Annotated in this window: 16 protein-coding genes; 2 read left to right on the forward strand and 14 right to left on the reverse strand. The window is 56.0% G+C overall.

The window, feature by feature from the left end; all coding sequences use genetic code 11:
- Positions 1-140: 140 nt before the first annotated feature.
- The 12 genes from DSL70_RS18620 to DSL70_RS18675 all read right to left on the reverse strand — a co-directional run bounded on the left by DSL70_RS18620 (position 141) and on the right by DSL70_RS18675 (position 13,382).
- Complete coding sequence (locus tag DSL70_RS18620; protein ID WP_119309484.1) at positions 141-2,081, reverse strand: FAD-dependent monooxygenase; 1,941 nt, start codon at positions 2,079-2,081, stop codon at positions 141-143.
- A 400-nt stretch (positions 2,082-2,481) separates the two neighbouring features.
- Complete coding sequence (gene hpaD, locus DSL70_RS18625; protein WP_119309485.1) at positions 2,482-3,336, reverse strand: 3,4-dihydroxyphenylacetate 2,3-dioxygenase; 855 nt, start codon at positions 3,334-3,336, stop codon at positions 2,482-2,484.
- A gap of 63 nt (positions 3,337-3,399) precedes the next feature.
- Positions 3,400-4,713: a TRAP transporter large permease gene (locus DSL70_RS18630; RefSeq protein ID WP_119309486.1), complete on the reverse strand. Its 1,314-nt coding sequence runs from the start codon at positions 4,711-4,713 to the stop codon at positions 3,400-3,402.
- Between the two features lies 1 nt (position 4,714).
- The gene (locus DSL70_RS18635) at positions 4,715-5,215 is read right to left on the reverse strand and encodes a TRAP transporter small permease (RefSeq protein WP_119309487.1); all 501 of its coding nucleotides are present in this window, start codon (positions 5,213-5,215) and stop codon (positions 4,715-4,717) included.
- Positions 5,212-6,237: a TRAP transporter substrate-binding protein gene (locus DSL70_RS18640; protein WP_205563339.1), complete on the reverse strand. Its 1,026-nt coding sequence runs from the start codon at positions 6,235-6,237 to the stop codon at positions 5,212-5,214. Before DSL70_RS18640 ends, DSL70_RS18635 begins: the two co-directional genes overlap by 4 nt.
- A gap of 165 nt (positions 6,238-6,402) precedes the next feature.
- Positions 6,403-7,164, reverse strand: coding sequence for an aldolase/citrate lyase family protein (locus tag DSL70_RS18645; RefSeq protein ID WP_119309489.1), 762 nt, complete (start codon positions 7,162-7,164; stop codon positions 6,403-6,405).
- Positions 7,165-7,174: 10 nt separating this feature from the next.
- The gene (hpaH, locus tag DSL70_RS18650) at positions 7,175-7,975 is read right to left on the reverse strand and encodes a 2-oxo-hept-4-ene-1,7-dioate hydratase (RefSeq protein WP_119309490.1); all 801 of its coding nucleotides are present in this window, start codon (positions 7,973-7,975) and stop codon (positions 7,175-7,177) included.
- Positions 7,969-8,847, reverse strand: a complete 879-nt coding sequence (locus tag DSL70_RS18655; protein WP_119309491.1) for a fumarylacetoacetate hydrolase family protein — start codon at positions 8,845-8,847, stop codon at positions 7,969-7,971. The genes hpaH and DSL70_RS18655 overlap by 7 nt, the downstream gene beginning before the upstream one ends.
- A gap of 11 nt (positions 8,848-8,858) precedes the next feature.
- Positions 8,859-10,310, reverse strand: a complete 1,452-nt coding sequence (locus tag DSL70_RS18660) for an NAD-dependent succinate-semialdehyde dehydrogenase (protein ID WP_119309584.1) — start codon at positions 10,308-10,310, stop codon at positions 8,859-8,861.
- Between the two features lie 59 nt (positions 10,311-10,369).
- Positions 10,370-11,350 carry a 3,4-dihydroxyphenylacetate 2,3-dioxygenase gene (gene hpaD / locus DSL70_RS18665; RefSeq protein ID WP_119309585.1) on the reverse strand — a complete coding sequence of 327 codons (981 nt, stop codon included), beginning with the start codon at positions 11,348-11,350 and terminating at the stop codon, positions 10,370-10,372.
- Between the two features lie 123 nt (positions 11,351-11,473).
- Positions 11,474-12,982: a 5-carboxymethyl-2-hydroxymuconate semialdehyde dehydrogenase gene (gene hpaE, locus DSL70_RS18670; protein WP_119309492.1), complete on the reverse strand. Its 1,509-nt coding sequence runs from the start codon at positions 12,980-12,982 to the stop codon at positions 11,474-11,476.
- A gap of 10 nt (positions 12,983-12,992) precedes the next feature.
- Positions 12,993-13,382, reverse strand: a complete 390-nt coding sequence (locus tag DSL70_RS18675) for a 5-carboxymethyl-2-hydroxymuconate Delta-isomerase (protein WP_119309586.1) — start codon at positions 13,380-13,382, stop codon at positions 12,993-12,995.
- 167 nt (positions 13,383-13,549) lie between these two features.
- Between DSL70_RS18675 and hpaR the strand changes: the two genes are divergently transcribed.
- Positions 13,550-14,014: a homoprotocatechuate degradation operon regulator HpaR gene (hpaR, locus tag DSL70_RS18680; RefSeq protein WP_119309587.1), complete on the forward strand. Its 465-nt coding sequence runs from the start codon at positions 13,550-13,552 to the stop codon at positions 14,012-14,014.
- A gap of 488 nt (positions 14,015-14,502) precedes the next feature.
- Here hpaR and edd read toward each other — a convergent pair whose 3' ends face one another.
- A complete protein-coding gene (edd, locus tag DSL70_RS18685; RefSeq protein ID WP_119309493.1) occupies positions 14,503-16,314 on the reverse strand; it encodes a phosphogluconate dehydratase in 1,812 nt (603 codons plus the stop codon).
- A gap of 346 nt (positions 16,315-16,660) precedes the next feature.
- A complete protein-coding gene (locus DSL70_RS18690) occupies positions 16,661-17,365 on the reverse strand; it encodes a FadR/GntR family transcriptional regulator (protein ID WP_119309494.1) in 705 nt (234 codons plus the stop codon).
- A gap of 350 nt (positions 17,366-17,715) precedes the next feature.
- Between DSL70_RS18690 and dctP the strand changes: the two genes are divergently transcribed.
- Positions 17,716-18,729, forward strand: a complete 1,014-nt coding sequence (dctP, locus tag DSL70_RS18695; protein ID WP_205563340.1) for a TRAP transporter substrate-binding protein DctP — start codon at positions 17,716-17,718, stop codon at positions 18,727-18,729.
- Positions 18,730-18,750: the final 21 nt, after the last annotated feature.

An 18,750-nucleotide genomic window follows, 5' to 3' on the forward strand; every position in this document is an offset into this window, starting at 1 on the left:
TGTGGGCTCTACTGACGTCTGTGACGATGAGTTGCGAAACCTCAACGTCCCCTTCAGAGGCCCCTACCCCGGCTGAACAGGTCGAGGCATATCATGCCGATCCCCCTATCTGAAGGGATCGGCACACCCGATATGGCGACTTACTGCCCGCGCTGATCGATCATGAACGCATCAAAGAGCGCGGTGAGTTGCTCATGCGCATCAAGAGGCAAGATGGTCGCGATATGTTGGTCCGGCCTGACCACCACGACACAGCCCTTGGATCGGTCAATGCCGCGCATCTCGTAGATGTCCTTGTCTGGGTCGGTCTGAAACACTTTCTCGTAATCCCGCAACCCGTATTTGCCTTTTGCCGGCCACAGGTAATCCTGCAGGTCGTGCATCGCCAAATCCTGTTGCTGGAAGACCGCATAGGTGTCGATGGCCGCATCGATATCCGCCCCTTTCGGCGTATATTTCTTCACCGGCGAGTTTTCATCATTGGCAAGAAAGTCAATCAAACGGGCAGAGGCCGAAGTCAGCTCCAAAGGTGATTGCGTGTCACCAAACACAAACAGACGCCAGCGACCATCCGCCTTCACCAGATGCCCCAGATGCTGGCTTCGGCCATCAGCCACACGCGTGGCTTCGGCAGAGTGGAACCGCTGACCAATGTGAAAACCGGTTGCCAATTCCTGATTTTCCTGGCCGGTGCAAATATATGACGGGTAGTATTCGATCGACGTCCCCGCCACGAACCCGCTTTGCCGCTTCATGAAAGCTTCAATCTTGGCGGTATCAATCTTGGCTTGATCGGACGCATCACCGGCAACCGGACGGGTGGCGACCAGCTTCGACAGCTCACGATCTGCATCGATCAGCTGTTGTGCAACCTTGCGGCGCTCAGTAGCGTAGGTGCTCAAAAGCTTGGGATCACTGCGACGTTGCAGAACAGCGGCCAGCTTCCATCCAAGATTGAAGGTGTCCGGCAGCGAGGTGTTCAGCCCCCAACCACCCTTCGGGCTATGGGTGTGGCAGGCATCCCCGGCCACAAACGCACGAGGAATGATGTCATCCGAGCTGCCAAGCGGCCGGTTGTCAAAGCGCTCCGCGATGCGCTGCCCCACTTCATAGACAGACCACCAAGCCACCTCTTTTACGTCAAGCGTGTACGGACAGAAAACTTTCTGCGCCTTTGCGATCAGGTCTTTCTCCGTCAGTTTGACATCTGACGCACGCTTGTCTTTATCGAGCAGATCCAGCTCCACATAAAACCTGCAGAGATATCCGCCTTCCCGCGGAATGGTCATTACGGCCCCGTGGTCGTGGGACTGGAGGAAACTCTTCACGCGGATATAGGGGAAATCTGTATTGAGAAGAATGTCCATCACCCCCCAGGCCTTGTTGGCAGATTCCCCCTGAAGCGGAATATCCAGAGCCTTGCGCACGCGGCTCCGCGCCCCATCGCAGCCGACGACATAACGGGCTTTGACGACCTCCTCTGCTCCGTTGCCATCCGCATCCGTCCGCTTGAACCTGGCCGTGATCGGGTAAGCGTCCAGATCCTGTGTCAGGCTATCGTCAATCTCCAAGGAAACCAGCTCGCGGCTGTAGTGAGGGTGCAGAGCGGTGATCGAATTCTTCATCCCGTCCAGCAAGAGCTCATGAAGGCGCGCCTGATTGACGATCCCATGGGTAAACTCGGAAAGCCCGGCTCTCGCATCAGGAATTTTATGGGTCAGTTTGATGTTTTGCGGGTTTTCGGGATCCGGTTCCCAAAATGTGTTTTGCTTCAGCTGATAGGTCTCTTTCACGACCATTTCGCTGCTGTTGAACGCTTCCATGATTTCCATGGTGCGCGAAGAAATACCATCAGCACGCCCGAACAGAAGCGGACCCGGCTCCTTGTCGACAATACAAGTTGTGATGTCAGCAAACTCGCTCATCTGACGCGCCATGGTCAAACCGGCCGGACCGGTGCCCACGATCAGGACATCGACTTGTGCTGGCAGGTCTTCAACCGAAGGGTTCGGATATGGTTTCCTTGCAGCATCCGGAATTTGATAATTGCCAGGTTTGAAGCCATTTAGATGAAATTGCATGAAGTCTCCTCCCAGATCAGTGCAGATCTCTCTTTTGCGACATTATTTCACATGTTAATTAAATAGAAATGCAACTTTGGATATGCGCCTCGGCTGCAGGGTTTCCGCCTGTCACTCAGTTAACACCAAGGACCTGATTTTAAAATTCAGCACCCGCGCGGACAGGAAGACCAGCAGCCCCCGGCATCCGCTGCAGCCCCAGGCGAGATCTTTCTGACTATGAAGATTCAGGGTGTGAACCGGCATGCAGAAACGGCCCGACGTCGTTTTAACTGCAATACCGGCTTTGCGCGATAGTTGACCGGAACGAGAGGGTAGGAACGCCCTCTGCTCAGGTCATCCCTTGCATGATGACCTGAGACCCCGTGCCAACACGTCTGTTTTTCTTTAGAGTGCCCAATCAGTCGAGCGAAAAGACGACATTGGTTTGGCCGGTGCCGGATGAAGGGAAATATTCGGTGATCACCTCACCCTTGCCCTTGTAATCCTTCCAGCCAAGCGCACCGAACAGCATGATGGTATCGTGCATATCGCCCTCTCCATCGCAATATTTGGCATAGTCGGGCAGCATGTCGAGAAAGAGCTCGGTCTCGCCTTTCTGCCACATCTCCAAGACCCGGCGATCCACAACCTCGTTGAATTTTGAGGAAATGGTGAAGGTGCCATTGTTCTCGGCATAGATATCGTTGGGCCAGATCTGGTGGCTGAGCGAACCCGAGGCGATCAGGGCGACCTTGGCGTCGGATTTTTCGATTGCCTTGCGGATGGCAAGCCCCAACCTGCGCGAGCTGTCGAGACTGTGAACGGTGCACATCGCAGCAACGGAGACGACCTTCAGCGCGGCATCTGCGTTCATGTAGCGCATCGGCACCAGTGTGCCATATTCAAGATCAAGGCTGTCGACCTGATGGCTGAGGGTGTAGACGCCGTCTTCTCGTGCGGTCTCGGCGATCAGGTCGCCCAGCGCCGCGTTGCCCTCATATTCATAAGGCAGATCCTTGATGAATTGGGGAAACTCATGCGACGTGAACATGCCCTTGAAGCGATGGTTGGCATTGATGTGGTAGGCCGCATTAACCAGCCAATGCGTGTCGAGCACAACAAAGGTGTCGGCACCGGCTTCCCGGGCGCGGCGACCGATTTCGGCGTGGCCATCGATGGCGGCCTGTCGGCAGCCTTTCAGGTTTCCATCCCGTTCGGACATAACCATGGTTGGCACATGTGTGACCTTGGCGGCCAGTACGATTTCACCCATAGCTTTTCCTCCCTCTATGGTGAATGGACGCGTTTCCGTTGCCTCCCGGCTGGTGGCCTGCTGTCAGCCGACCACCAGCATGAGGGAAAGGAACGGGAAAAAGATAAGCAGCAACAGCCGCAGGATATCGGCAATCCAGAAAGGCAGGATGCCTTTGAAGATTGTCTTGAGCGCAACGTCGGGCAAGGTCGCCTTGAGCACGAAGACATTCATGCCGATCGGTGGTGTGATGAGAGAAATCTCGGTCACGACAACCACGATGATACCGAACCAGATGAGGGTGTTTTCCGTGTCCGAAAGCAGCTCCAGGCCGAAGTCGAGCTGATACATCAGCGGATAGAAGATGGGAACGGTCAAGAGGATCATCGACAGGCTCTCCAGCACGGTGCCCAGCAGCAGATAGACGATGGTGATGACCGCCATGATGACCCAGGCGTTGACCTCAAGAGAACCCACATAGGAGGCCAGTTCATCGGGCAGGCCAGCAAGGTTGATGTAGTTCGAGAAGACTTCGGCACCGATGATCACGAGAAAGATCATCGCGGTGCTTTCGGCCGTGTCCATCAGGGCGCGCCAGACTTCCGGCACTTTGGCGTGACCGGTGACAACAACCATGACAAGCGCCATGCCTGCGCCCATGCCAGCGGCTTCGATCGGCGTGAAGAAGCCGCCATAGATGCCGATCATGATGAAGGCGAACAGGGCAACCGACAGGATCACACCATAGAGGCCTTCGACCGGATGATCATCCACATCATAGGATTCGGGAGCCAGCGAAGGGTTCAGTTTGACAGCCGCCCATACCGCGATGACATAGCCCAGCAATCCGATGAGGCCGGGAACGATCCCCGCCAGAAACAGCAATCCGATGTCACTTTCTGTCAAAATGCCATAGATGATCAGGATGACCGACGGCGGAATAAGAATACCGAGTGTCCCACCTGCGGCAATGGCTCCGGAAGACAGGCTGTCGGAGTACCCAAACTTGCGCAGGGACGGCATGGCGACCTTCGACATCGTTGCCGCTGTTGCCAGCGACGAGCCGGATACCGCAGAGAAGCCGCCGCATGAAAGAACTGCGGCCATGGCCAAGCCACCCGGCAGACGACGCACAAGGCGTTGTGTCGCCGAGAACAGGCCGGAGGCAACCCCGGAATAGGCGAGCAGGTTGCCCATGAAAATGAACAGTGGAATGACCGACAGCGAATAGGAGAAGACGGAGTCAAAGGCAGTCGTCGACAGCATCACGAGAGAAGCTTCAACCCCGCGCAACAACGCAAATCCGATTGTGCCGACGACAATCATCGCAATCGCGATGGGCACGCGAAACATCGCCAGCGCAAGCAACAGAGCCGTGGCAATCAAAGGTTCGGTCATGTCAGAACTCCAGACGTTTGCGCAATGGGACCAGCACAATCAGGCCGCTGACGAGATAGGTGATTGCTCCAAGGGCCGCAGCGGGCCATACCGGCAGCGACAGGTCATTGGTAACCGCGCCGTCTTCTATCAGCTTCAGCCCGTGTGCTCCGACATTCCAGCTGAGAACAAAGAACACCACTGCCGTTACCGCGGCACCGAATTTTCCGATCCGCAGATAGGTCTCGGAACTCCAGAAATGGCTCAGCAGGTCCACTTCCACGTGGCTATCCTTGAAGGTCGTCATCGGCAAGGCGGTGAGCACCAGATCGGCGAGCAGAATCTGTGTCAACTCGAAGGCTCCAGGCAGGGGCGCCTCAAAGAAATAGCGCCCGATGACGTCAATCACCGTCACTGCAACCAGCATCAGCAGAAAGGCGGCCGCCATCGCGGGCAGAACGCGGATGATGATGAAGCGAAGCCCTTTGAGGGGCTTCGGGTGTTTTTTATGTGCGGCCATCATTTGTTCGGCTTTGCTGTTTGCATGCTGGCAAGCGCTCCGGCGGCATCATAGCCCTGAGCAGCGACAGCATCGACCCAGACCTTCTCTATACCCGCCGACACATCCATGATTTCAGCCAGAACGGCGTCGTCAGCCTCATAGACATCGATACCGGCTTTCCTGGTGGTTGCCAGCCCGTCGGTATCGGCGGCGTCCCAGGCCTTGCCAGCCAGTTCAGCAAAGGCTTCACCGGAGACAGACATAATCGCCTTCTGGTCGTCTTCCGAGATCCCGTCCCACTTGGCCTGATTCATCACCAGAAACCAAGATGTGTTGTAGAGCCCGCCGGGCACGGTCATCACATCGGTAATATGCTTGTCCAGTTTGAAGGCACGGACGGAATCCATGGCCATGCAGATGCCGTCGATCACACCACGGGTCAGCTTTTCATAGACTTCGCCCGATGACATGAACAGGGTGGTTGCCCCCACGCCGGACATCAGATCCGCCGGATAGCCGCCCGGTGTTCTGAGCTTGAAGCCCTGAAACTTGTCCGGGCTGTCAAAGTGATAGCCCTTGGAGAGCAGCACGCCCGGGCCATGGGTGAAGAGCCCCAGAAGCTTGGTGCCTTCATGTTCCTTGGCTGCCTCCAGTTGACCACCGTAGACACTCCAGAAATTCTTCGAGATCTCGACCGCGCTTTTCCCGAGGAAGGAAAACTGGCCAACACGGGAACGCAGGAAGCGGTCATCCTTGGTGAAGCTGTGCAGGCCATAGGTGATGTCGGCGACACCGTCCTTGGCCATGTCGAAATGTGCAGGGGGCGCACCGAGCGGCTTTGCCAGCACCCGAACCGTTACGCGCCCTTGGGTAACCTCACCCACCTGTTTGGCCCATGGCTTGATGGCGTCCATGACCAGAGGGTGCCGTGGCGGCAGCCAGCTGGACAGAACCAGTTCAGTGGCTGCGCTTGCGGCTCCACTCCCAAGCATGGAGACCGCGAGCATGGCACTCGCAAGAAATGCGCGTCTGGAAATGATCATGGATGTTCCTCCCCCCATTGACCTGTCTGTGACCTGTTTGTGATCCAACCGGTCTGATCTACGGCCTCTCCTCCGGACACCGTCGCTCACCGATCGCGAATTATTTAACTTGTTAACAATAATAGCAGAGTTCACTCTGCTTTCCATTGCCTACATTTGTCGAATTCAGACAAAAGTCTTGCGCAAGGCCAACAGCCCGCCGCGCAAAACGCCCACGTCGGACCCGATGGCCAGAAACTCGACCCCGAGTTCCTTGTAGCCTTGGGCAAGCGTCTGGTCTGACGTAAGAATTCCCGCTGCCTTGCCGGCGGAACGGATCTTCTTCAAGGTGTCGTTGACAATCGCCTGAACTTCCGGAGCACCCGGGCGCCCCAGATATCCAAGGTCAGCCGCCAGATCGGCGGGACCGACAAACACACCGTCGACGCCATCCACGGCGAGGATATCATCAAGCGCGTCGAGCCCGGCCTTGCTCTCCACCTGCAGCAAGACACAGATTTCATCGTTGGCTGTCTGCAAATAGTCGGAAATCCCGTTGTAGGACGAGGCCCGGGCGAGGGCCGCGCCGACGCCACGCACACCGTGCGGCGGGTATTTGGCCGACCGGACGACTTCTGCTGCCTGCTTTCCGCTTTCAATCATGGGAACGAGCAAGGTCTGGGCTCCGATGTCCAGCATCTGCTTGATCTCGGCCCGATTGTCATCGCGCGTCCGGACCACTGCCTGGGTCTGCGCTCCGATGGCGCGGAGTTGCGACAGGGTATCACGCAGGCCGTTCGGGCCATGCTCGCCATCAATCAGCAACCAGTCAAACCCGGTTCCTGCGCATAGTTCCGCAACAGACGGGTCGCCCAAGCCGAGCCAGAGGCCGATTTGGGTCTCCCCCTTCTTGAGGCGCATCTTGAAGCTATTCATTTGGGCTGGCATGGGGTCTCCTTCACTCAAAGTTCACTGTGACCTGGCCGAAGCTGCCATAATCAGCGTGGATATATGTGCCGGATGGACACTCGATGGGCGCAATGAACGACCCGGCCAGAACGACCTGCCCCGCCTCGATGCGCTGCCCATATTGCCCCATCCGCTCCGACAGCCAGACGATGCCCATGACCGGATCATTCAGCACCGCAGCGCCAAGGCCCGTGGCGATGACTTCGTCATTCCTGGTCAGGATCGCTCCCACCCACCTGAGGTCAAACACCTCTGGCGCATGGCGCTGTTTTCCCAAAACGATGCCACCATTGGCAGCATTGTCGGAGACCGTGTCGAAGATCTTTCTGGTCTGGCCGGTGCTGGCGTCCTGCCGTGCGATCCGGGTGTCGAGAATTTCAAGGGCAGGTGCAACATACTCTGTCGCCGCCAGAACATCCTCGCGGCTGACCTTGCCTTCCAGCGGTGCCTTCATGATGAAGGCGATTTCCGCCTCGATGCGCGGCTGGATGAAGCGTGTCGCCGGAATGGCGGCCCCGTCTGCAAAGTCCATGTCGTCGTAAAGGACACCGCTGTCCGGAGTGGAAATCCCGAGGGCATCCTGCATGACCTTGGATGTCAGACCGATTTTCCAGCCGATGATGGATCTGCCCTGAGCCATCTTGTGCGGCATCTGCGCGGCCTGAATCGCATAGGCATCATCCAGTGTGATGTCCGGGTGACGCACAGAAAGCAGACCGATCTGTTGCCGTGTTTGCTCCGCCTTCAGCAAGTCTGCTGCTGCAGTTTGGATCTCGTTTGTACTCAGCATTGTTCATCCTCCACGCCATTGCGCAGCAGGCCAATGCCTTCCGCTTCCACCTCGACCACGTCCCCCGGCCGCAACCAGATTGGCGGGTCAAAGCGTGCTCCGGCTCCCGTCGGCGTGCCGCAGACGATGACATCGCCGGGAACCAGCGTACAGAAGGTCGATACATAGGCGATGATGTAGCGGAAGCTGAACATCATGCGGGACGTGCGGTCCTGCTGACGCACCTCGCCATTGACCCGCGTCACCAGTTCGATGTCATCGAGCTGGTCTGCCGTACGGAACGGAACGAGCCACGGGCCAATGGCGCCGGACTGGTCCCAGTTCTTGCCCTGGGTGACATTGAATTTGGCATGGCGCACCCAGTCGCGGATTGTCCCCTCGTTGCACAGGGTCAGCGCGGCGATGTGATCATAGGCATCCGCCTCGGCGATACGGCGTCCACCCTTGCCAATGACAATGGTGACTTCGCCTTCATAGTCGAGCTGCGGGCTTTCCGGCGGGCGCACAAGATTGCCGCCATGGCCGGTGAAGCTGCGCGGAAAGCGGATGAACATGGACGGTTTCGACGGTGCGGCTTGGCCATCCTTGTATTCGGCATTGCGGTCAGGAAAATTGACACCGATGCAGATGAGCTTTTCCGGCTTGTCGATGGGGATGAGAAAGTCGACATCCTCTTCGCGATAGGTCGCAGAACGCCCCTCGGCGGCCTTGATGATCTCTTCTAGAGCGCCTGCCTCGATCACCTGTTTGAGGCCTGAAAAGCGGGCGCCGAACTCGGGTGTCAAATCGACGATGCCGTTGTCGGTCACAAGGCCGTAGCGATCGGCTCCATTGGCGCGGAAGGCCGCAACGCGAGCGGGAATGGATTTCATGGTCAGCCTCCTCAGGCTATTCCGCCGAAGCAGAGATATTTGATTTCAGTGAATTCCTCGATGCCATAGCGGGAGCCTTCCCGGCCGAGGCCGGAGGATTTGATGCCGCCAAACGGGGCTTCTGCCGTCGAGATCAGGCCGGTGTTGATGCCGACCATGCCGTATTCAAGCTGTTCCCCGACCTTCCAGGCGCGCGCCAGATCGCGGGTATAGAAATAGGACGCCAGACCGAATTCGGTATCGTTGGACATAGCAACGACGTCTGCGTCTTCTTCGAAACGGAACAATGGAGCGACCGGGCCGAAGGTTTCCTCGGATGCGATGGCCATATCCTGTGTGACACCGGTCAAGACTGTCGGCTCAAAGAACGTCCCACCCAGCGCATGGACAGAGCCGCCGCACATGACGCTTGCCCCTTTGCTTGTGGCATCGGCGATGTGTTCCTCGACCTTGGCAATGGCGTTGTCGTCAATCAGCGGCCCGAAGACTATGTCTTGCTCAAGGCCGTTGCCGACCTTCAGGGTCGAGAGCTTTGCTCCAAGCTTTTGCGCGAAGGCATCATAGACGCCGGACTGGACATAGATCCGGTTGGCGCAGACGCAGGTTTGACCGTTGTTGCGGAATTTGGAGATGATCGCTCCTTCGACAGCAGCATCCAGATCCGCATCATCAAACACGATGAACGGCGCATTGCCCCCAAGCTCCAACGCCAGTTTCTTGACCGTTGGTGCGCACTGTCGCATCAGCTCCACCCCGACCTGCGTCGAGCCGGTGAAGGTCAGCTTGCGAACCGTTTCACTGCCGGTCATCACCGCCCCAATGGCCCGCGCAGGCCCGGTAATGACCGACAGCAAACCGTCAGGAAGCCCCGCACGCTGCGCCAGAACGGCCAGCGCAATGGCGGAAAAGGGCGTCTGCTCGGCAGGCTTGAGCACCATGGCACATCCGACAGCCAGTGCAGGGCCCGCCTTGCGGGTGATCATGGCATTGGGGAAGTTCCACGGCGTAATCGCCGCAACGACCCCAATCGGCTGCTTGATGACGACAATCCGCTTGTCAGCTGCATGACCGGGGATCACATCGCCATAGACCCTGCGGGCTTCCTCGGCAAACCATTCGATGAAAGATGCACCATAGAGGATCTCGCCCTTCGCTTCCGCCAGTGGTTTGCCCTGTTCCAGCGTCAGGATCAGAGCCAGATCGTCCACATTCTCGATGATCAGATCGTACCAGCGCCGCAGGATGACAGACCGTTCCTTGGCCGTTCTGGCTGCCCATTGCTTCTGCGCATCATCTGCCGCCTTGATGGCAGCTTCCGTCTCAGTGGCACCAAGGCTTGGCACATGACCAATGGTCTCGCCCGTCGCCGGGTTGGTGACTTTGATCCCCGTCTCATCGGCTGGGATCCACTGGCTCCCCACGAGCGCTGCCTGTTTGAGCAATTCCGGATCTTTGAGCATCAGACTTTCCTTGTTTCGAACTGCCCGGGAAGGGCCAATGTGGCCCATCCCGAACCATCAACTCACGGGGCGATGATCGGGCTTGCGGCCAGATCGCTCTGTTTCGGCTCAAGGCCATCGAACAGCGAGCCATGCTCGAACCAGGAGCGTGGGGCCGGTGCGCCCCAGAGGGTCTGGCGCTGCGGATCCTTCAGATCCCACTTGATGGCCTCAAGGTCTGGATCAACCGTCTGATAGTCGGAGCAATAGATCTCGATGCGGTGCCCGTCCGGATCAAGGATGTAGAGGAAGAAGGCATTGGAAATGCCGTGTCGGCCCGGTCCGCGCTCGATGTTGCCGACATATCCGGTGGTCGCCATCAGATCGCACAGATCGATGATGTTGAGCGGCGTCGGAACCCAGAATGCCGTATGGTGCAGGCGCGGCCCCAGACCGTTGGTGAAGGCGATGTCATGGACGCCGCCCTTGCGGTGCGTCCAGGCAGCCCACAGCTTGCCGCTTTCTTCGTCCTCGGTATATTCGGTCACCCTGAAGCCGAGTTCATTGTAGAATGCCACGCTGTCATCGACCGAAGAGGAGAAGCAGTTGAAGTGGTCGATGCGCAGCGGCTTCACACCCTTGTAGAGCTCGTATTTCTGGTGGATGGGGGCCAGACGGTCCATCTTGAAATAGAACTCGATCGGCATGCCGAAATTGTCGACGGTTGCCAGTGTGCGTCCCTGATAGGCCCGCTCGACCCAGGCGACCGGATGGCCCTTCTGTTTGAACCAGGCGAATGCCTTGTCGAGTTCTTCCTCGGCAAACACCTTGAACGACAGGCTCTGAACCTCACTCTTGTCCGCTTTGCTCAGGACCAGGCAGTGATGTCCTCGCTCTTCAAGCGCGCGCAGATAGACGGCCTCATCCGTTTCATCGGTGACCTGCAGGCCAAGAATGTCGACATAGAAACGGCGACTGGCGGCCAGATCCTTGACGCCGAACACAACATGGCTAAGGCGCAGAATATTGAAGGGCGGGTATAGATTGGGTGCTGGAATTGGCATGTTTCTCTCTCCCATGGACACCATCAGGTGTCGAAAATCTTGTTTGCGGCTCTCGCTGGAGCTCTTGATTGAAGGTTGATGGGGCGGGCTTGCCCACCCCAAAGGGCACTCGGTCCGGGCAGGTCAGCCCAGCCGAGGCACTTTGTGATGCTGCCTTGGGAAGCAAACATTGACAGTTTCCATGTAGAAATCGAACGACCAGTCGCCGCCATCACGGCCGATGCCCGAGGCCTTGACGCCCCCGAACGGGGATGGCAGATGGCGTACGTTTTCGGAGTTCACCCACATCATGCCGGCTTCGAGATTGTCCGTCATGCGCATGGCGCGGTCGAGATCGCTTGTCCAGAGATAGGCGGCGAGGCCATACTGGACGTCGTTGGCAAGCGCCAAGGCCTCGTCTTCGTCCTTGAAGGGAATGGCCGTCAGAACGGGACCGAAGATCTCTTCCTGAGCAATGGCCATGCCGTTGTTGGCACCGGTGAACAGGGTTGGACTGACATAGCAACCAGCGTCTCCGACCTTCTGGCCACCTGCTGCGATGGTTGCTCCCTCCTCGCGTGCCTTGGCGAAATAGGACAGCACCTTTTCCTCATGCACCGGATGGATGAGCGGGCCAACGACCGTTTCAGGGTCGAGCGGATGACCGACCTTGATGCTCTTGGCAACTTCGGCCACCTTGGCGGTGAACTCTTCATAGATGCTTTCCTGCACCAACAGACGCGAGGACGAGGTGCAGCGCTCACCGTTCAGCGAATAGATCATGAAGGTTGCAGCGTTCACGGCACGATCAAGATCCGCATCGTCAAACACGATCACCGGGTTTTTGCCGCCAAGTTCGAAATGGAACCGCTTCAAGGTATCGGCCCCCTGACGCATGATGTGCGACCCGGTGCGGCTTTCACCAACGAAGGCAATGGCCTTGATGTCGGGATGCTCGGTAAGCGCCTTGCCGGCACTGTCGCCAAACCCGTTGACGAGGTTGAGCACGCCTTTTGGCAGACCTGCCTCTTCCGCGATCTCGACAAGCAGCTTGGCGGTCATGGGCGAGAATTCGGCGGGCTTATGCACCACGGTGCAGCCTGCAGCCAGAGCCGGGGCGATCTTCCAGGTTGACAGCATGAACGGCGTGTTCCATGGCGTGATGACACCGATCGGCCCGATCGGGCGGCGGGACGTTACGTTCATCTGGTTTGGATTGCGCAGCGCCAGGCCATCTTCTGCAGAAGGAGCCTGATCGGCAAAGAAGCGGAAATTCGCAGCGCCACGCACAGCAGCCTTCGACATGAACCGAAGCGCCTGCCCGGTATCCATGCACTCGGTAAAAGCAACTTCCTCGGCTCTGGCCTCAATGGCTTCCGCTACCTTGATCAGAATGGCCTTGCGGTCCTTGCCCGGCATCTTCGACCAGCTGGCAAAGGCGGCCTTGGCGGCTGCAACGGCAGCGTCAATGTCGGATGCATCCCCCTTGGCAACCTGCGCCAACACGGATCCGTCAACGGGCGAGATGGTTTCGAAGGTCGCACCGGAGTTCGCTGGCACACTGGCCCCGGCGATGTGGTTCATCACGCCGGTTTCGCGGAATTTGGCAAGATAGCCTTGGGCTTTGGCTAGGTTTTCATCAAGAGCGCTCATGGATCGTCCTTTAATTCTGGCCTGATAGGCGGGCATGAATAGGTGTGTCTTTCCAGCTCAGGTCTGGGTTGATGACACGGATTTCGAGGGAAAGCGCAAAGTGCGTCGTGGCCAAGGGCTGTGCGAGAGCTTCTCTGACCGCCGCAAAAATCTCATCCCCTGCGGACTTGAGCTGTGCGGTCGAGCGTCCAGCGCCAACCGACAAGGTCAACGCTGCAAAATCATTCTGTGGCAGTCCGTCAGCGACAATGGCATAGTCGGCCTTATAGGCGCGAACGCGTATCCCTGCCTTGGGAAAGATCCCGGTTTTTAGCATCGCCTGATAGGCAGCCTGACATAGCTCCGCCATGTCAGCACGGCTCTCCAGCCCCGCTGAATATTCGATTTTTAGGTGTGGCACGATTTCCTCCCAGATAATACTTAACATGTTAAATTTATCTGTTATTGTCAATCTGACCACTATTCAATTTTAGTCTAGTGTTACAAACTCGCGGAATTTGCGATTGTGCATCGATTTCTGAATGTTTCTCGACGACTGAAATGATTACGCCCAAGGAGTTTAGGGAGATGACAAAACAACCGTCCCGAGCAGGTCTGGAACTTAGCCAGACTCAAAGAACGTTGCCAATCGCCCTATTGCGCGCGCGGGAAGCCGTGATGGACTACTTCAGGCCATTGCTGGCGGAACATGATGTCACCGAACAACAATGGCGGGTCATGCGCGTGCTGGATGAAGTCGGCACGGTCGACGCGAGCTTTCTGGCGCGACAGGCCTGTATTCTGGCTCCATCGCTTACCCGCATCATGAGAACCCTGGAAGCGCGCGGCTTTGTGGAAGTGAGCAGGGACACGGCAGATGGCAGACGCACATTGGTGTGTTTGAGTGAGGAAGGACGCCAATTCATCCGGAAGCTGGCGCCGGCAAGCGCCAGGATTTATCAAGACATCGAAAGCAAGATTGGATGCGAACGAATTAGTACGCTGCTCGATGAGATCGAAATCCTGCTCGAATCCCTCAGTTCGGAATCATGATTATTTCAAGACATTGGCGCGATCAAATAACCCCGTTTTCAAAGGGATAGCAGCTTCGCTCAACTGATGCCTGAAACATCGCCACTGCATTCCATAGGCAGTCGACACGGCGACAGATTTCTATCTGTTGATGGCATGTGGGAAAAGCCGCGTCTGGGCACATTCAATGCCCTTGTGAGAGGTTTTGACGAAGTGTCCGGCCACACCGGCACTCCGCCTTACTCATCATTCGAATTCTTGCAGGCTTTTTCAGAGGGACGATAAGCCCCCCCAAGGCTATCGAGCAAGCCGAGGCTCGCACCAGACACACCACGAGCATTTTCCAATACCTCTGGAAAGGCATCGTAAGCAGCAACGCTATACCCATGCTCGACAAGATTGGCCGCCAGGTTGCGTCCCACGTCTCGAAGCCATGTTATAGCAATGTCCGCAGGTTTGCTGGCTTGCACCGATCGTCACCTCAAATCTTCCCGCTTTGACGAGCGCTCTCATAAGGAAGAAATTGCTCCTTTGTTGGCAGGGCCGATTGATTTTCTGAAGCTGGAGAACAGGTCCCGTCCCATGCCGTCATAATTGGCCGCAAGGTCTGGTGTGATTACCGGCCGCTCCAGGACTTTTGGATCCAGTATTTCCAGCTTGCCTTCATTGGCGTCAATACGCACGATATCGCCGTCTTGAAGCTGGGCAATTGCCCCGCCATCGCAGGCCTCCGGACAGATATGGATGGCCGCGGGCACCTTCCCCGAAGCTCCAGACATGCGCCCATCAGTCAGCAACGCCACCTTGAACCCTTTATCCTGCAGCACGGACAACATGGGGGTGAGATTGTGCAACTCGGGCATGCCGTTTGCTTTGGGGCCTTGATAGCGAACAACAACGATGACGTCCTTGTTCAGATCCCCGCTCTGAAATGCCGTCTTCACATCATCCTGATTGTGGAACACCGCAACAGGCGCTTCAATGGAATGCCTTTCAGCAGCAACCGCCGAAACTTTCATGACACCCTCGCCAATGTTGCCCTTGAGCGTTTTGATTCCACCTGATTTCTGGAAAGGCTGATCAATCGTGGCGATGATTTTGGGGTCCAGTGGCACGTTGCTGTCCCAGCCCCAGCGAACACGTCCCTGCTCGTCGAGCTTAGGCTCCTTTGTATAGTGTTCGATGCCTTCGCCCATGACGGTTTGCACATCTTCATGGAGAAGGCCGCCCTTGATCAACTGGCCAACAACACACGGCAGCCCGCCAGCTGCGTGAAAATGGTTTACATCGGCCAGACCATTGGGATAGACCCGTGCAAGCAGCGGGGTGATTGCCGAGATGTCGGAAAAATCCTGCCAGGTGAGTTCGATACCTGCAACGCGTGCCATGGCAACAAGATGAAGCAGGTGATTGGTCGAACCACCCGTGGCATTGAGCCCGACGATGCCATTGACGAGGGCCTTCTCATCGAAAATGCGAGCAAAGGGTATGAATTCGTCGCCCTTGTTTGTTATCTGCAACGCCCGCTCGACAGAGGCTTTCGTGATGGCGGCACGCATTTCCGTGTTCGGGTTGACGAAGCTGGAACCGGACATTTGCAGCCCCAAGAACTCCATGAGCATCTGGTTGGTATTTGCCGTTCCATAAAATGTGCAAGTCCCCGGGGCATGATAGGACGCCATCTCCGACTTGAGCAGCTCCTCACGGCCAACGATCCCCTTGGCAAAATCCTGCCGCACCCGAGCCTTCTCGGCATTTGCCAAGCCTGATGTCATGGGCCCCGCAGGGAGAAAGACCGCAGGGAGATGGCCAAACGCTGCCGCTGCCATGATCAGGCCCGGGACAATCTTGTCGCAAACACCCAGAAAAACCACACTGTCGAACACATTGTGAGAAAGCCCCACAGCCGCAGCCATGGCGACAACCTCGCGGGAATAGAGCGAGAGGTCCATCCCGGCTTGCCCCTGTGTCACACCATCGCACATGGCGGGAACAGCCCCCGCAACTTGAGCCGTAGCCCCGACCGAGCGGGCCGTCTCCCTAATGAGCTCCGGATAGGTCTCATAAGGCTGATGGGCCGAAAGCATGTCGTTATATGCTGTGATGATGCCCAGATTAGGCGTTTTGGCTGTGGCCAGGGCCTCTTTATCCAACGGGTTCGCAGCAGCAAATGCGTGCGATAGGTTGCCGCAAGTCAGATGCGCCCGCCCGGGCCCCTGTTCAATGGCGCGGTCGATTTTTGCCAGATATTTAGCCCGGCCACTCTCGCTTCGTTCACGGATTCTATCTGTTACCCGCGAAATAGTATCTTGACATGTCATTGCATCAATCTCATAATTACCATAGATGTTATCGGTAACATATACTAATGTTGTGGCACATACAAGCGATTTAAATTCCAAATGCTAGCCACGATTTTAGAGAGACTGGTCATATGATTTAGGCGCTCAATGTCTGGGGGGAAGTGAAATGTTGCGAGAAAGGATGGAAGAGCAAGGGATTTCCGGCCCACGCGCCTCCCATTGTGCTCGCACGCATTTGCCAGCAGAAACCAGCGCTTTTTGCGGCACAAAAAAACACGGTTACAAAGCGCTTCCGCAGCGCTTTGTAACCGTGTTACCTGCCAAACGAATTTGCAAATTCGTTACAGCCCCCCTCCCCGATAGATCAAACCATACCGCTAAGAGCCAGAGGTTTAAGATCCTCGTCAAAGTGCTTGGTGATCATGCGCACCGCAAGCTCAGGGTCTCCCTGCTTGATGGCATCGGCAATTTCCATATGCACCTTCACGCTGGCAAGACGCTCTTCATCGCTTGTTCTGCAGCGCCATGTAATGGGCCAAGTCATTGTAAGAACTTCGGAAAGAGAACCCATGACAATGCTGTACACGGGATTTTGTGTCGCTTGAGCGAGTTCTTGATGAAATGCCATGTCATGCTTCATGACGACTTCCGGTTTGTTGAAGTTGTCACACATGATTTCTGCATGCTTCGAAATGGCCTGAGCCTGCGCATTGGTACGCAGCAATGCAGCCAGATGAGCAATGCGCGTTTCAACAGTTCTACGTACATCATGAATTTGAGGAACATTGATCTGCTTGGTCGCCACGCCATTCATGATGAAATTGGCGAGGGCATGATTGTCCAGGATTGCAACACAGGCCTTTTTCCCAGCCGCCATATCAATGATACGTCGAGCCTCCAAAGAGCGCAGCGCTTCGCGCACCACCGTTCTGGAAGCGCCAGCCATATCGCCTATCTCGCTTTCACTTGGAAGAGAATCTCCCGGTTTAAGTTGATGCTTGCGAATAAAATCAAGAATTGTCGTGCTTACACTTTCGGAAAGCGGGACCTTTGGGTTGAGCAAGTTCATCTCCCTGTCTTGTTAAAAATGGAGAAAATTCAATTACATGAGGTGAAATTCTCTATCATGTCCTACATGTTTGACAAACTGATAATATCTTCCAGATTATCACCATGTCAACTAAAACGACAGGATAAAGGTTGAATTCATGTGGAAGCTATTTGATAGCCACCAAGCATACCAAGTATATATCGACAATATTTCGATATATACATTACGAAATTGGGAGAAACTTTAAATTAACCGCTCCAATATCAATTTTATACTTAAAACTGAGATTGGAACTTGGAAAGCACGAAAGTGCAAAAATGGGCGTTTAGAGGAGACTTCAAACAGCGCTCATATCTTTGGAGGACTAAATGAAAAAACTCGTTTCCGCCATAGCTTTTGGCATTATGGCTGCTTCTGCTGCCCCTTCTCAGGCTGCCGATAGCTATCATTTCAAATTTACCAGCGCCAACTATGCTGGCGAGCAGGTCTATGAAGTCCAGAAAAAATGGACTGATAATATCAAGGCCGTTTCCAATGGCCGTATCACCATCGATTTGCTGCCACTTGATGCCGTCGTCAAACCGGCCGATTCTCTTATGGCCGTTCGCAACAATATCATTCAGGGTGGCATGCTCTCATCCGCGCATTTCTCTGGCGTGGATAAAGGCTTTGGCCTGATTGGCGATACGCTCGGCGCTTGGACGGGCGACGAAGACATCCTGAAATTCTACTATGCCGGAGGCGGTTTCGAGGTCGTTGACAAGATTTTTCAGGAGCAGGGCGTCAAGCTGATTGGTGTTCAGCTGACCGGTGCGGAATCCATTCCTTCGAAGATCAAAATTGAAAAAGTGGATGACTGGAAGGGTGTCAAGGTGCGCGCGCCGTCTGGTCCGGTTCAGCAGTTGTTTGAGAAAATGGGGGCCACCCCGGTTAACCTTCCAGGATCTGAAATCTACTCCGCCCTGGACAAGGGCATCATTGATGCAGCCGACTTCTCCACCTTCTCCAACAACCAGGCTCAGGGTGTCAATGATATCGCGAAATTCCCGATCTATCCGGGTATTCACTCTTCGCCAACCGTTCACATCTTCATGGGTCTGAAGCAATGGAACGCCATTGATGAGAATGATCAGAAATTCTTGCTCGCCTACTTCCGCGGGCTGGCACTGGATACCCTGTTGATTCCTCACATGGCTGATGAGGTTGCCTACAAGAAGGCTGTCGCCAACGGGGCTACTCCGGTTGCATGGTCGACCGAAGAACGGACCAAAGTACGCAAACTTGCTCGCGAAATCTGGGAAGACATCGCATCCCAGTCAAAAATCGGAGCAACATATCTTGATGCACTCAAATCCTACTATGTCGCGACGGGCCGTGAATAGTTGAGGGTTTCCCTTGTGATA

Source organism: Cohaesibacter haloalkalitolerans, assembly GCF_003574655.1.
In the GTDB taxonomy this organism is placed as follows: Bacteria; Pseudomonadota; Alphaproteobacteria; order Rhizobiales; family Cohaesibacteraceae; genus Cohaesibacter; species Cohaesibacter haloalkalitolerans.

Coding starts and splice junctions, on each gene's coding strand:
- DSL70_RS18620 (WP_119309484.1), bottom strand. CDS start 2,081: ATGCAATTTCATCTAAATGGCTTCAAACCTGGCAATTATCAAATTCCG.
- hpaD (WP_119309485.1), bottom strand. CDS start 3,336: ATGGGTGAAATCGTACTGGCCGCCAAGGTCACACATGTGCCAACCATG.
- DSL70_RS18630 (WP_119309486.1), bottom strand. CDS start 4,713: ATGACCGAACCTTTGATTGCCACGGCTCTGTTGCTTGCGCTGGCGATG.
- DSL70_RS18635 (WP_119309487.1), bottom strand. CDS start 5,215: ATGATGGCCGCACATAAAAAACACCCGAAGCCCCTCAAAGGGCTTCGC.
- DSL70_RS18640 (WP_205563339.1), bottom strand. CDS start 6,237: ATGATCATTTCCAGACGCGCATTTCTTGCGAGTGCCATGCTCGCGGTC.
- DSL70_RS18645 (WP_119309489.1), bottom strand. CDS start 7,164: ATGCCAGCCCAAATGAATAGCTTCAAGATGCGCCTCAAGAAGGGGGAG.
- hpaH (WP_119309490.1), bottom strand. CDS start 7,975: ATGCTGAGTACAAACGAGATCCAAACTGCAGCAGCAGACTTGCTGAAG.
- DSL70_RS18655 (WP_119309491.1), bottom strand. CDS start 8,847: ATGAAATCCATTCCCGCTCGCGTTGCGGCCTTCCGCGCCAATGGAGCC.
- hpaD (WP_119309585.1), bottom strand. CDS start 11,350: ATGCCAATTCCAGCACCCAATCTATACCCGCCCTTCAATATTCTGCGC.
- hpaE (WP_119309492.1), bottom strand. CDS start 12,982: ATGAGCGCTCTTGATGAAAACCTAGCCAAAGCCCAAGGCTATCTTGCC.
- hpaR (WP_119309587.1), top strand. CDS start 13,550: ATGACAAAACAACCGTCCCGAGCAGGTCTGGAACTTAGCCAGACTCAA.
- edd (WP_119309493.1), bottom strand. CDS start 16,314: ATGACATGTCAAGATACTATTTCGCGGGTAACAGATAGAATCCGTGAA.
- DSL70_RS18690 (WP_119309494.1), bottom strand. CDS start 17,365: ATGAACTTGCTCAACCCAAAGGTCCCGCTTTCCGAAAGTGTAAGCACG.
- dctP (WP_205563340.1), top strand. CDS start 17,716: ATGAAAAAACTCGTTTCCGCCATAGCTTTTGGCATTATGGCTGCTTCT.